Source organism: Aminobacter ciceronei (assembly GCF_014138625.1).
In the GTDB taxonomy this organism is placed as follows: domain Bacteria; phylum Pseudomonadota; class Alphaproteobacteria; order Rhizobiales; family Rhizobiaceae; genus Aminobacter; species Aminobacter ciceronei.
In genome coordinates this window covers 1-13,168 of record NZ_JACJHY010000045.1, presented here as the reverse complement: position 1 = coordinate 13,168, position 13,168 = coordinate 1, and the positions used below count along the sequence as shown (strand labels likewise).

The following is a 13,168-nucleotide window of genomic DNA, read 5'->3' as shown; positions in this document are numbered from 1 at the left end:
CCCTCAGCGATTGAACATCTTGGCGTCGCCGGCCTGATAGCCAGAGCCCGGCGTCAGGAAGCGGCGACGCTGTTCCCGGCCCTGTTCGGCGGCGGCAGCGCGTTCGGCCTCGGTCAGTGCTTGCGCGCGGCCTGTGGCGGCGACGACGGCGGTGAGGTCCGCGAGCTGCTGGGCCTGGAGGGCGAGCAGCTGATTGCCGGCCTGTGTCGCCTGCAGCGCGCCGGCAGCGTTCTGGCTATGGCCAATGAGCTCCGACATTTGCGCACGGTTGGTCTCGATATTGCCGACGACGCCAGCCTGTACGCGCATGGCGTCCTGCAGACCGCCGACAGTATTCTGCCAGCGCGAGCGGGCATCAGTGACGAGTTGCTGATCGGAGGTCGACAGCGAAACGTTCTTGTAGGTCTGCTGAAACGCCTGATCGATCTGCTGGACGTCGAAGGCGATGTTTTGGGCCTGGCTCAGAAGCTGTTGTGTCTTCTGGACCGACTGCTGGATCTGCTGGAGCGCGGAGAACGGCAGATTGGCGAGGTTGCGCGCTTGGTTGATCAGCATCTGTGCTTCGTTCTGAAGCGAGGTGATCTGGTTGGTGATATGCTCGAGGGAACGTGCGGCGGTCAGCACATTCTGCGTGTAGTTCGACGGATCGAACACGATGAGCGCCTGGGCGGGTGTGACCAGGATCGGCGTGGCAACGATCGGGGCGACCAGCACGGTGGCAGCCATAAGGACGGCGCGCAGGCGGGGGCGATGACGAATGGTCATAAACATGTCTCCTGTTCGGTGGGGGCTGGGATGCCGGGCGCATGGGTGTCGGTCGGCGCGACATTGGTTAGGTTCGGGATGAGATCGGCCGCCCAATGTAGGTCGTGGGCTCGCAGCCATTCGGCGAGGAAGCCGTCCGCGCCTGCGCGATCGTGGACCTGGCCGATCAGCGCCTGATCCTGCTTGGACGACGCGGCGCAGAGCGCGAGGGCAACGTCGGAGAGCCCGAGTTCGAACAGGCGATTGCCCCGGCGCGACTGGCAGTAGTAGTCGCGCTTCGGCGTGGCGCGGGCGAGGATATCGATCTGGCGGTCATTGAGACCAAAGCGGCGATAGATCGCAGTGATCTGCGGTTCGATCGCGCGTTCGTTTGGCAGCAAGAGGCGCGTCTGGCAGCTCTCGATGATCGCTGGCGCGATCGCCGAGCCGTCGATGTCGGAGAGCGATTGCGTGGCGAAGATGACGCTGGCGTTCTTCTTGCGCAGCGTCTTCAGCCATTCGCGGATCTGGCCGGAGAACCCGTCATCGTCGAGCGCAAGCCAGCCCTCGTCGATGATGATTAGCGTGGGCGAGCCATCGAGGCGATCCTCGATGCGGTGGAAGAGGTAGGAGAGGACGGCGGGTGCGGCGCCCGTACCGACCAGACCTTCCGTCTCGAAGGCTTGCACCGATGCGAAGCCGAGGCGCTCGGATTCGGCGTCGACAAGCCGCCCATAGGGACCACCGACGCAATAGGGGCGCAGAGCCTGCTTCAGATCATTCGATTGGAGTAGGACTGTGAGGCCGGTGATGGTGCGTTCGGGGACCGGCGCGCTGCCGAGCGAGGTTAGCGCCGACCAAATATGTTCTTTCACCTCGGGTGTGATCTGCACGTTCTCGCGGGTCAGGATCGAGACGATCCAGTCAGCGGCCCAGGCGCGTTCTGGTACATGATGGATGCGGGCGAGTGGCTGGAGCTGGACGGGCTGATGTACGTCGCTGCTCAGGCCGCCGCCGAGATCGTGCCAGTCGCCCCCCATGGCGAGGGTGGCGGCTCGGATCGAGCCGCCGAAGTCGAAGGCGAAGACCTGGGAGTGGCGATAGCGGCGGAACTGCAGCGCCATCAGCGCGAGCAGCACGGATTTGCCCGCGCCGGTCGGGCCGACGATCAGCGTGTGGCCGACATCGCCGACGTGAAGTGCAAGCCGGAACGGGGTGGAGCCTTCGGTCTTGCCAAACAGCAAAGGGGGTTCTGCGAAGTGCTCGTCCCGCTCTGGCCCCGCCCACACCGCCGAAAGCGGGATCATGTGGGCGAGATTGATGGTGGAGATCAGCGGCTGCCGGACATTGGCATAGACATGCCCGGGCAGGGAGCCGAGCCAGGCGTCCACGGCGTTGATGGTTTCGACCATCGAGGTGAAGTCTCGGCCCTGTATGACCTTCTCGGCCAACCGCAATTTCTCATCGGCGATGCGTGGATCGGCATCCCAGACGGTGAGCGTCGCGGTGACGTAAGCCTGGCCAGCATAGTCGGCGCCGACCTCCTGAAGGGCGAGATCGGCATCCGCCGCCTTGTTCGCCGCGTCGGTGTCGACAAGCGCTGACGCCTCGTTGGTCATTACCTCCTTCAGGATCGCGGCGATCGATTTGCGTTTGGCGAACCATTGGCGGCGGATCTTTGTGAGCAGCCGGGTGGCGTCGGTCTTGTCGAGCAGGATGGCGCGGGTCGACCAGCGATAGGGGAAGGCGAGGCGGTTGAGCTCGTCCAGAATTCCTGGCGTGGTTGCTGTCGGAAAGCCGACGACGGTGAGAATGCGTAGATGCTGATCGCCAAGGCGCGGCTCGAGCCCGCCGGTCAGCGACTGGTCGGCGAGCAGCGCGTCGAGATGCATTGGCGTCTCGGGGACGCGAACGCGATGCCCCTTGGTCGAGACACAGGCGTGCAGATAGGTCAGCGTCTCCGGGTCGGTGAGCCAGCCGCAATCGGGCATGAAGCCATCGACTAGTTGGAGGATGCGATCGGTACGGTCGATGAAGCCGGTGACGATCTCGCCTGTATCGACGCCGTTCTCGGACTTGCCTTCATAGAGCCAGCTTTCCGCGCGTGCGGCGTCTTCTGCGGGAGGCAGGTATGCGAAGGTCAGGAAGTAGCTCGACTCGTAGTGCGCGCCGGCTTCTTCGAAATCGGCCTTGCGTTCGGCGTCAACGAGGGCGGATGCAGCGTCGGCGAAGATGCTCTGGGGATAGCAGCCGGCGGCGTGGCGTTGCGCTTCGACGAAGATCGCCCAGCCGGAGCCGAGACGGCGGAAGGCATTGTTGAGGCGGCTGGCGACCGCCACCAGTTCGGCAGCCACTGCGCTGTCGAGATCGGGACCGCGAAAGCAAGCGGTGCGCTGCAAGCTTCCGTCTTTGTTGAGGACTACGCCCTCGCGTACGAGCGCTGCCCAGGGTAAGAAGTCCGAAAGCCGGGCGCTGCGGTTGCGATATTCGGCAAGGTTCATCATCGCGTCCACCTCATGCTCTAAGATGGCTGGGGATGCGGAGATGCCTGCGTACCACGTCGACGAACATCGGATCGCGTTTGGCGGCCCAGACGGCGGCCAGGTGTCCGATGAGGCCGAGCACGATTCCTACGATCCAGAGCCGCAAGCCGAGGCCGAGTGCTGCGGCAAGCGTTCCGTTCAGGATGGCGATCGAGCGCGGCGCGCCGCCGAGCAGGATGTGCTCGGTGAGCGCTCGATGGACGGGCGCGCTGAATCCCGGGACTTCCGGCCATTCGCTATGGCTCATGGCATTCCTCCTTCGAAACGCCCCACTGGGGCCTTTTGCGCGCCTGTGGCGCGCCAGTTGTCATCCTCCATCAGACGAGCGCTCCGCCGCCGAAGGAGAAGAAGGACAGGAAGAAGCTCGACGCGGCGAAAGCGATCGACAGGCCGAAGACGACCTGGATCAGCCGGCGGAAGCCGCCCGAGGTGTCGCCGAAGGCCAGTGTCAGGCCGGTCACAATGATGATGATCACCGCGACAATCTTGGCGACCGGACCTTCGACCGATTGCAGGATCTGCTGCAGGGGCTGTTCCCAGGGCATGGACGAACCAGAGGCGTGCGCGGCCGGCGCCAGCGTGAGCGACATGAGGGTGACCGAGCAGAAAGCCGGGATAAGGCGTGCCGCGCGGGAGATAGGCGGGGTCATATGGAGGTTCCTTCGTTGCTGATTGTTATGGCGGTGATGCGGTAGTCTCCGTCGGGGCCGAGGCCCTCGACGCGAGCGAGTTCGGCAAGGCGGCGTTGCGCGCCACGGCCGCAGAGCACGGCGACGAGATCGATAGTCTCTGCGATCAAAGCGCGCGGGACGGTGACGACGGCTTCCTGGATAAGCTGCTCGAGGCGGAGCAGCGCACCTATGCCGGTGCCGGCATGGATGGTGCCGATGCCTCCGGGATGGCCGGTGCCCCAGGCTTTGAGGAGGTCTAGCGCTTCCGAGCCCCGCACTTCCCCTATGGGAATGCGGTCGGGACGCAGCCGTAGCGACGAGCGCACGAGATCGGACAGCGAGACGATCCCGTCCCTGGTGCGCAGCGCGACGAGGTTGGGCGCGGCGCATTGCAGCTCGCGTGTATCTTCGATCAGGACGACGCGATCGGAGGTCTTGGCGACTTCGGCGAGCAGCGCATTGGTAAGCGTGGTCTTACCGGTTGACGTGCCACCGGCAACGAGGATGTTGGCGCGGGAGGCAACGGCGTTGCGCAGTACTTCGGCCTGTGCGGCGACCATGATGCCGGCCGACACATAGTCGTCGAGCGTGAAGACGGCGACTGCGGGCTTGCGTATCGCGAAGGCGGGTGCCGCCACCACAGGAGGCAGAAGTCCTTCGAACCGCTCTCCCGTTTCGGGAAGCTCGGCTGATACGCGCGGATTACCGGGATGGACTTCGGCGTCGACATGATGGGCGACGAGGCGAATGATGCGCTCGCCATCGCTGGCTGACAGCGTGCGGCCCGTATTTTCAAGCCCACTGGTGAGGCGGTCGATCCAGAGCCGCCCGTCGGGGTTGAGCATCACCTCGACGATGGACGGGTCTGCCAGGAAAGCGGCAATAGCCGGCCCGAGCGCTGTGCGCAGCATGCGTGCACCGCGCAAAGAAGCCTCGGATGTTGCTTGAGAAATTGCCACGTCGTCCCCGTTCTCGTGCGGGCGGCGCGCTGCGCGGCCCTGGATCGGGGATGATTAAGAAAGCCATCTATTGGGCCGCTTCAATAGGTTTGAGCGGCCGTCGTAGTGTGGCGTGCAAATACAGGAGAACGGCGGAGTTGCGCTTGAAGACGAAAGAGAAGATCGACGTGCAAGAGTTCAAATCTGGACTAGGAACCGACTCGGATTCGCTCATCATCGCGGCGTCGCTCCAGACTGCCGGGTCTGGTGTAATCGACCGTTAGCTTTGGGCTTCCCAGGGGTTCACGAGGTCCACTCCGAACGCAGAAAAATCCGCGAGATTTCGGGTGACGACCGTCATTCCATGGACCAGCGCTGTCGCACCGATCAGTGCGTCGCGCTCGGCGCGTGGATCTGGCACATGCAATCTTGCGCAGCGCAGCGCAACTGTCGCATCGACGGGGAGCGTACGATCGGCAAATTCCGGAATGACGTGCGTGTCCATCCAGGTTCGCAAGCGCATGCCTTGCTCCGCGTCGCGCCGTTCCATGCGTTGTACGCCGATTTCAAGCTCCATGAGAGAGATTGCGGAGATGAAGAAGCTTGTCGCATCGCTTCGCGATAGCCACGCGACAACATTCGGGTCCGCTTTGCCGTCCCCGGCCTTGCGCAACTCGGAAATGATGTTGGTGTCGAGGAGAAACATCAGGAGAGATCGACCTCGCGGCTTGGAATGGTGGCGCGGGGCGGGTCAAAATCCGTTTCGGAGAGTCCCGGCATCGACAATGCCTCGACAAGATTTCGGCTCTTTCCGATCAGTCGCTGATAGTCTTCGATGTTGAGAAGCACATGGGCGGGTTTGCCCCGGTCGGTGATGAACACCGGGCCATTTACAGCCGCCTTTTTGGCGCGCCCGACATCCTGGTTGAGCTCGCGGCTCGATAAAGTCGTGATGGGCATTTTAACCTCCATCGAGAATGTAGGTACGTTACTACATTAGATGAAGTGCTGATGCAACCTCATTTGGCAGTGGCCGCGGCTGGGGTCATCCAGGCTGATCGTCAACCGTGGATGGCGGCATGTCGTCCGGAATCTCGCGCAGAAAGCTCTGCCCTTTCTGAAGACGTTTGCCGAGCGTTTCCACGAAGCCGTCGAACCGCTCCCGGCCCTTTGCCTGCGCCGCAGCCTGGGCATCCAGTGGCAATGGCGGCGTGATCGACAGCCAAAAGCGGACGAAGAGCGCAAGCGTTTCGGCCGTGACGCCGAGATCACGTTCCATTCGCTGAACCTGCCGGGTAAGGCGGTCGAGCCGCCGCGTGAATGCTGCCTCCCTGGCGTCGGAGTGGTCCGGCGAAAGGAAGGACGCGACGGCGGCTTCGACGATAGCGGATCTTGCGAGTTTCTTGCGGTCAGCGAGTTCATTGATCCGACTGATGAGCTCGACCGGAAGCGTGAGGTTGAGACGATCGCGCATAGCAGACTCCTCCTATAGTTCCATGCCGTCGCCGGGATCGAGCGAGACCTGGCGGGCGATGCCTGTCATCTGGCGGCGCAGCGCCTGACGTTGGCGTGCGGCATCCTCCGATTCATCGTCCAGAATATGCGCGAACTCTTCCGCGGGACGTTGATCGGTGGTCTCCTTGACGATGGCGACGTGGTCGGGAAGCTCGGGCTCCCGGCGCAGGCCGGCATTGGCGTTGTCCGGCGTATGAGCCGCCGTCAGTGCCGGATCGGGCTTCTGTGGTTGTAGCGTTGACCAGCCATCGCTGTGCCGCGTCAGGCCGGAATTCTTCGGATCGGGCGGGGGTAGGACGCGCTCGCAGAAGCGAGCGTCTTCATAATAGCGAGCCTTCTTCGCGCGGATGGGCGGTGTGCCGGCCACCATGACGATCTCGTCGGTGGGCGGAAGCTGCATGACCTCGCCGGGAGTGAGCAGCGGGCGCGCGGTCTCCGAGCGCGAGACCATGATATGGCCGAGCCAAGGCGAGAGCCGATGACCGGCATAGTTCTTCATCGCCTTCATTTCGGTTGCCGTGCCGAGTGCGTCCGAGACGCGCTTGGCGGTCCGCTCGTCGTTGGTCGCGAAGCTCACGCGGACATGGCAATTGTCGAGGATCGAGTTGTTCGCGCCATAGGCTTTCTCGATCTGGTTCAGCGACTGGGCGATCAGGAAGCTCTTGATGCCGTAGCCGGCCATGAAGGCGAGCGCGGATTCGAAGAAGTCGAGACGGCCGAGCGCGGGGAACTCGTCGAGCAACATGAGGACGCGGTGCTTGCGCTCCTTGGAATGCAGGTCCTCGGTCAGCCGCCGGCCGATCTGATTGAGCACGAGACGGATCAGCGGCTTGGTGCGAGAGATGTCGGAGGGTGGCACCACCAAATAGAGCGTCGCTGGTCGTACGTCCGTGGTGAGATCCGCGATACGCCAGTCGCAGTGGCTGGTGACCTCGGCCACGACGGGATCGCGATAAAGGCCAAGGAAGGACATGGCGGTCGACAGCACGCCGGAGCGCTCGTTGTCGGATTTGTTGAGAAGCTCGCGCGCGGTCGAGGCCACGACAGGATGCGGTCCGGCGTCTCCTAGATGTTTTGTGGTCATCATCGCCGCCAGGGTTGCCTCGATCGGGCGGCGTGGGTCCGACAGGAAGGCAGCGACGCCGGCGAGGGTCTTGTTCTCCTCGGCGTAAAGGACGTGCAGAATCGCACCGACCAGAAGCGAGTGGCTGGTCTTTTCCCAGTGGTTGCGTTTGTCCAGCGAGCCTTCCGGGTCGACCAGCACGTCCGCGACGTTCTGGACGTCGCGGACCTCCCAGTCGCCGCGGCGGACCTCGAGCAGGGGATTGTAGGCAGCCGATTTTGGGTTGGTCGGATCGAACAGCAATACGCGGCCATGCCTGGCGCGATAGCCGGCGGTGAGCTGCCAGTTTTCGCCCTTGATGTCGTGTACGAGGGCAGAGCCCGGCCAGGTCAGTAGCGTGGGAACGACAAGGCCGACACCTTTGCCCGAACGGGTCGGAGCAAAGCACAGCACATGCTCCGGCCCGTCATGGCGCAGATAGTCGCGCTCCACCCGTCCCAGCACCACACCGTCCGCACCGAGCAGGCCCGCCGCCTCTACCTCCTTGGTCTCGGCCCATCGCGCCGAGCCATAGGTCTGGACATTCTTAGCCTCGCGGGCGCGCCAGACTGACATGCCGATGGCGACGGCAATAGCAATGAAGCCGCCTGACGCTGCGATGATGCCGCCCTTGTTGAAGATTTCAGGAGCATAAGCGTCGAAGAAGTACCACCACCAGAAGAAGGCCGGCGGATAGTAGACGGGGACGCCCGCGAGTTTGAACCAGGGTGTCCCCAGCTGCGCCTGAAACCCGAGTTGCCAGGCGACGTATTGCGTGGCGGCCCAGATGGTGGCGATCACGATGAGGAAGACCACAGTGATCTGGCCCCAGAGGATTTTCGTCGCGGACATGGCGAGATTCCTGTCTGTCGATTGTCAGAGGCCGAGGTCGCGTTTGCGGCCAATCGACCATTCGATACCGCCGCCGTCCTTCGCGACGCCGGTGACGTGCTGACCGAGCCTGCGGTCGAGTTCGCGCGACCAAGGCACGAGCTGGAAGCCGAGACCGTCGTCGATCATGGCAAAGCGGCCGGAGGAGAGGGTGAGGCGTTGGCGCACGGTGCCGGCGACATGCTCGCCGCTCTGCGTATTCACATGCGGCAGGCCGGTCTCGCCCGAAAGCTTCTCGCCAACAGCATTGAGCTCGCGCCGGCGCAGCGTGGCAAGGAGATCGCGCTGCATGACGATGCGCTGGCCATCGCGTCGGGCGAGACCCCGATCGGCGAGTTGCTCGGCGCGCGCCTGCATGGCGTCGCGTACCTCGCGGCCGAATCCTGCCGGTGACATCGACATGGCCCCGCGTTGGACAAGGCGATGGTCGAGCCAGGTTGCGCCTGGCGCGGTGACCTGAGCCTGCAGGTTGAGATCGGAGCGCGTGGCGAGCACGAGGGTCGGGCGCTGATCGTCCGGGTCGCCGAAGCGACGTACCTCGACGATGCCGCCATTGGCTGGCGCCTGGTCGAACGCTTCGACGCCTCTGAAACGGACATGGTGCGCGCGCCCGTCGACGCTGTCGATGACGGCATAGGCTTCACCGGTCAGCTCGTTGTGAAGACCGCGATCGACAAGGCGGCCGATGATCGGCGCGCCGGATGCTGCGCCGTCGACCACATAGTCGGCGATCCCGCGATCCAGACCGCGCTCGGTGAAGGCGCGGTGCATCGTCTTGATGATGTCGCCGCGGATGCCGAGATCACGCAGCGTTCGTTCGGCTTCGAGCCGCACGACCCATTGGCCGGGCTCGCCCTGGACGGCGAGGCCCATCTTCTCGACATGCTGAAGGCGGCCGACCATGAGGCGGCGCAGCTCGGGATCGGCCAGGCCGGTTTGGTCGGGTCTGAGATCGACGTAGCCAGTCTCGTCGGCCGCGCGCTGGATCTCGGCGTCGATGCGGGTCCAGCGTTCAGCGGTGATCTCCTTTTCCAGCGCGTTGCGGATCTCGTGCTCGGGCTTGGGGCCGAGCTCGATGTCGACCAGATCTTCCGCCCGGGAGCGCAAGCCACGGCTGATGTAGTCGCGCGAGATCACGAGGTCGGCGCCGGTGTCGTCGACGCCGCGCACGAGCAGATGGGCATGCGGATTGTCGGTGTTCCAGTGGTCGACGGCGACCCAGTCGAGGCGCGTGCCGAGATCGGCTTCCATCTGCCGGGTTAGATCGCGCGTGAACGCCTTGAGGTCGGTCATCTCGGCTGCGTCCTCGGGCGAGACAATGAAACGGAAATGATGCCGGTCGTCCTTGCAGCGATCGGCGAAGGCGATATCGTCGGCGCGGTCATTGTTAGCGTCGAACATCACACCCTTCTCGCCGTCGCGGCTGACGCCCTCGCGCTTGAGATAGGAAACGTGCGCGGTCAGCGGCGCGGATCGGAAAGCCTTGCCTTGATGGCGAGCGATGCGTGCGGTCACCACGACGCGGCGGGAACTGCCGAACACTCGAGAGCGGCCAAAGATGTTGCGGCCTCGCCCAAAGGTGGAATGACCACGTCGCGAGGTGGCCACCGTGGTCTTGGAAAGGCCGCCCACCATATGACCTGCCTTCCGGGCGGCGCGCAGGACCTGCTGGATAAAGCCCTTCGCCTTCGGCGCCCGTGTCGAACGAATGCGCCCTGGCTTGATGCGGAACTCGCTGTCGCCCTCGCTCATCGCGAACGCCTCCGCGTCGTCGAGCTGGGCTGTGCATGCGGAGCCGTTGTAATTGTTGGCCAATTCCGGGCAGTATGCCCGCGACCGACCGCCATGCTGAACGAAAGGCAAGTCATGTCAATGACTTGGCCTTTGACCGCGCTGGCGCTTTTATCTTGCCGTCCTCTGTCGTTTCGTAAGCGTCCGGTCCTGACACCTCGTTGGCGTAGTGCAAAATCGCAGCATGTGGAGTTCCTTCGTAGCGTGGAGGGTCTCCGGTGAATTTGAGACATTTCGAGAACACGGCGCGTAAGTCCTTCTGGGTGGTTCACGTCGAAGCGTGGCGTCAGAGCGGGCTGGCGCGCACAACCTATTGCCGCCATCACCGTCTCAACCGGCGTACGTTCGAGCGCTGGCTTGACCACCTGATGGGCAAGGAAGCAGCGCGCAAACATGCGGAATCGCAGGCACAATTGCTCCGAGAAGCGTGTCCGCAACACCGCCAGAAAGGGCCGCGCCGGCGTCAACGCCAACGTTTTGGCGTGAGCACGGATGTGCGCAATCGTGCGCTCCGGGCGTTCTGGGCAATGCATGTCGAGGCGATGAACTGGAGCGGCATGGGCGTTCGCGAATACGCCGCGGCACTGCAACTTTCGCCCTACGCGCTGCGCCGTTGGCGTGACCGCCTGGAGGATGGCGAACTGGATATCGACTGGCGGGCACATCTTCATCCCGCCGCCCGCCCGACCGTTAGTGATATCACTAACGGCGCGACGTCCGAAAACGGCTTGACAGCGCGTCCAGATGACACTCCCGCCACGCGCTTCCGCCGGTTTTTCACGGACGCACAGAAGCTCACCATCGTGCAAGAGAGTGAAGCTGCAGGTGCAACGGTCTCGGCTGTGGCGCGCCGGCATGGGATCGCGACCGGCATCCTGTTTCGCTGGCGCGCGGAATTCGGCGTGACGCAGAAGAAGCAAGCGAAACTGGCATCTGTGACGCTGGCAACGGACGCGGCAGCGGCACTCGCGCTGCAGAACCTTGTGCAGCCGCCTGACGGGATGATGGCAATCGAACTGCCGGATGGGCGGCGTGTCTTTGCACCTGCGGGCATTGATCCTGTTGCGGTACGGGCGTTCGTCGACAGCGGAGGGACTGCATCATGATGATCGTTCCGGCGGGCGTGAAGGTGCATCTGGCGCTGGGTCACACCGACATGAGGAAAGGCCTCGACGGTCTCGCCATGCTGGTCCAGGCAACGCTGAAACAGGACCCGTTCTCGGGGCATCTGTTTGCCTTCCGGGGAAAGAAGGCGTCGCTGCTCAAGATCCTGTTCTGGGATGGCAACGGGCTGTGTCTGTTCACCAAGCGGCTCGACCAGGGCAGCTTCGTGTGGCCACGCATGGCAGGTCATGACGGCTCGATCACGCTGACACCTGCGCAACTCGCCATGCTGATCGAGGGCATTGACTGGCGCGCACCCGAGCGTGTCTGGAGACCAGCGCTGGCCGGCTGAAAACGGTCCGCCGATCGACACGGAAACCGCTGGAATCCTTTGGTTTTTGAGCGGTTCGTGGTAGATTCGACCATGTTGATCGATCTCGACAATCTGCCGTCCGATCCAGCACTTTTGCAGCGTCTGCTGCGCGATATGGCAGCTGCCGTCGAGAGCCGCGATGGCGAGATCGAGCGCCTCCAATCGATCATCAAGAAGCTCCAGCGGGCGCAGTTCGGCCGGCGTTCCGAGCGCCTCGATCCCGACCAGCTGGCGCTCGCCCTGGAAGACCTCGATGCCGACATCGCCCGCATCCGGGAGAGCAGGCCGAGCATCCATCCACCATTGGAGCGGCCATCCCACCGCAAGCCGCTGCCCGATCATCTGCCACGCGAGGACGTGCGGCTCGACATCGAAGAAGCGTATTGTGTGTGCTGTGGCGGCGCACTCCATGCGATCGGCGAGAGCGTCAGCGAGATGCTCGACTGGGTCCCGGCACAGCTTCGCGTGGTCCGCATCACGCGCCCGAAATACGCCTGCCGTGCCTGCGAGACTGTAGCGCAAGTGGCTGCGCCGGAGCGCTTGATCGCCGGCGGATTGGCAACGCCAGCACTTCTGGCGCAGGTGCTGGTCTCCAAATATTGCGACCACACGCCGCTCTACCGGCAATCGCAGATCTTCGCCCGGCATGGTGTCGATCTGGCGCGCTCGACGCTGGCTGGTTGGGTCGGCGGCGCCTGCTGGTGGCTGGAAGCCCTGCACGAGCGGCTGGTGAAGAACGTGTTCGCCTCCAACCATCTGTTCGCCGACGACACACCGGTGCCGGTACTCGATCCGGGCCGTGGGCGGACCAAGACGGGACGGTTGTGGGTCTATGCCCGTGAGCAGCGACCCTGGGCCGGACCCGAGCCGCCTGCGGCAGTCTACCTGTTTGCGCCGGACCGAAAGGCCGAGCGCCCGGTATCGCATCTTCAGCACTTCAAGGGCGTGCTGCATGTCGATGGTTATGCCGGCTTTGAACAGCTCGCTACCAGTGGCGATATCGTTCTTGCCGCCTGCTGGGCGCATACGAGGCGCAAGTTCTATGACGTGGTCGAAGCGACCGGATCGCCCGTGGCGGCGGAAGCCCTGCGCCGGATCGGTGAAATCTATGCCGTCGAGGCGGATGTGCGCGGACAGTCGCCGGCCCTTAGGCTTGCGGCGCGGCTGCAGCGATCGAAACCCGTTGTTGCCGCCTTCCACACCTGGCTGGAAGTGCAGCTCCAGCACATCTCCGGACGCAGCACGCTTGCAGAAGCGATCCGCTATGCGCTGTCGCGTTGGACCGGACTGACCCGCTTCCTCACCGATGGTCGTGTCGAGCTCGATACCAACCCGGTCGAGCGGGCCATCCGTCCCGTTGCGCTCGGCCGCAAGAACCACCTGTTCGCCGGCAGCGATGGCGGCGGCGGCCGCTGGGCGATCGTTTGCTCTCTCACCGAAACCTGTTTATGCCGCGCGCGGCATAAGCAGGTTTATGCCGACCGTCGAACTATGCC

14 protein-coding genes are annotated in these 13,168 nt (G+C 63.9%); 4 read left to right on the top strand and 10 right to left on the bottom strand.

Annotation, left to right across the window (positions count from 1 at the left end; genetic code table 11):
- Positions 1-3: 3 nt before the first annotated feature.
- From trbJ to trbB, 5 genes are all read right to left on the bottom strand, one after another.
- Positions 4-765, bottom strand: coding sequence for a P-type conjugative transfer protein TrbJ (gene trbJ / locus HNQ95_RS29875; protein WP_182575954.1), 762 nt, complete (start codon positions 763-765; stop codon positions 4-6).
- Complete coding sequence (gene trbE / locus HNQ95_RS29870; protein ID WP_182575955.1) at positions 762-3,248, bottom strand: conjugal transfer protein TrbE; 2,487 nt, start codon at positions 3,246-3,248, stop codon at positions 762-764. The genes trbJ and trbE overlap by 4 nt, the downstream gene beginning before the upstream one ends.
- A 10-nt stretch (positions 3,249-3,258) precedes the next feature.
- Positions 3,259-3,534 (bottom strand): VirB3 family type IV secretion system protein, encoded by a 276-nt coding sequence (locus HNQ95_RS29865; RefSeq protein WP_182575956.1) that lies wholly within the window; start codon positions 3,532-3,534, stop codon positions 3,259-3,261.
- A gap of 70 nt (positions 3,535-3,604) precedes the next feature.
- Positions 3,605-3,937 carry a TrbC/VirB2 family type IV secretion system protein gene (locus HNQ95_RS29860; RefSeq protein ID WP_182575957.1) on the bottom strand — a complete coding sequence of 111 codons (333 nt, stop codon included), beginning with the start codon at positions 3,935-3,937 and terminating at the stop codon, positions 3,605-3,607.
- Positions 3,934-4,869: a P-type conjugative transfer ATPase TrbB gene (trbB, locus tag HNQ95_RS29855; protein ID WP_182575958.1), complete on the bottom strand. Its 936-nt coding sequence runs from the start codon at positions 4,867-4,869 to the stop codon at positions 3,934-3,936. The genes HNQ95_RS29860 and trbB overlap by 4 nt, the downstream gene beginning before the upstream one ends.
- A 26-nt stretch (positions 4,870-4,895) precedes the next feature.
- On the opposite strand from trbB, the gene HNQ95_RS29850 reads away from it, so the two are divergent.
- A complete protein-coding gene (locus tag HNQ95_RS29850; protein WP_182575959.1) occupies positions 4,896-5,180 on the top strand; it encodes a hypothetical protein in 285 nt (94 codons plus the stop codon).
- On the opposite strand, the gene HNQ95_RS29845 is transcribed toward HNQ95_RS29850, so the two are convergent.
- The 5 genes from HNQ95_RS29845 to HNQ95_RS29825 all read right to left on the bottom strand — a co-directional run bounded on the left by HNQ95_RS29845 (position 5,177) and on the right by HNQ95_RS29825 (position 10,156).
- Positions 5,177-5,605, bottom strand: coding sequence for a type II toxin-antitoxin system VapC family toxin (locus tag HNQ95_RS29845; RefSeq protein ID WP_210283885.1), 429 nt, complete (start codon positions 5,603-5,605; stop codon positions 5,177-5,179). The genes HNQ95_RS29850 and HNQ95_RS29845 overlap by 4 nt on opposite strands.
- Positions 5,602-5,856 carry a type II toxin-antitoxin system Phd/YefM family antitoxin gene (locus HNQ95_RS29840; protein WP_182575961.1) on the bottom strand — a complete coding sequence of 85 codons (255 nt, stop codon included), beginning with the start codon at positions 5,854-5,856 and terminating at the stop codon, positions 5,602-5,604. The genes HNQ95_RS29845 and HNQ95_RS29840 overlap by 4 nt, the downstream gene beginning before the upstream one ends.
- 85 nt (positions 5,857-5,941) lie before the next feature.
- Positions 5,942-6,370 (bottom strand): ribbon-helix-helix domain-containing protein, encoded by a 429-nt coding sequence (locus tag HNQ95_RS29835; protein WP_182575962.1) that lies wholly within the window; start codon positions 6,368-6,370, stop codon positions 5,942-5,944.
- Between the two features lie 12 nt (positions 6,371-6,382).
- A complete protein-coding gene (locus HNQ95_RS29830; RefSeq protein ID WP_182575963.1) occupies positions 6,383-8,365 on the bottom strand; it encodes a conjugal transfer protein TraG in 1,983 nt (660 codons plus the stop codon).
- A 24-nt stretch (positions 8,366-8,389) separates the two neighbouring features.
- Complete coding sequence (locus HNQ95_RS29825; protein WP_182575964.1) at positions 8,390-10,156, bottom strand: relaxase/mobilization nuclease domain-containing protein; 1,767 nt, start codon at positions 10,154-10,156, stop codon at positions 8,390-8,392.
- A 257-nt stretch (positions 10,157-10,413) separates the two neighbouring features.
- Here HNQ95_RS29825 and tnpA point away from each other — a divergent pair, with 257 nt between their 5' ends.
- The 3 genes from tnpA to tnpC all read left to right on the top strand — a co-directional run.
- The gene (tnpA, locus tag HNQ95_RS29820; RefSeq protein WP_182575965.1) at positions 10,414-11,301 is read left to right on the top strand and encodes an IS66-like element accessory protein TnpA; all 888 of its coding nucleotides are present in this window, start codon (positions 10,414-10,416) and stop codon (positions 11,299-11,301) included.
- On the top strand, positions 11,298-11,651 hold the full coding sequence (gene tnpB / locus HNQ95_RS29815; RefSeq protein WP_182575966.1) for an IS66 family insertion sequence element accessory protein TnpB: 354 nt from the start codon (positions 11,298-11,300) through the stop codon (positions 11,649-11,651). The genes tnpA and tnpB overlap by 4 nt, the downstream gene beginning before the upstream one ends.
- Before the next feature lie 72 nt (positions 11,652-11,723).
- Positions 11,724-13,168 (top strand): IS66 family transposase (gene tnpC / locus HNQ95_RS29810; protein WP_182575967.1); only part of this gene is annotated, 1,445 nt, incomplete at its 3' end.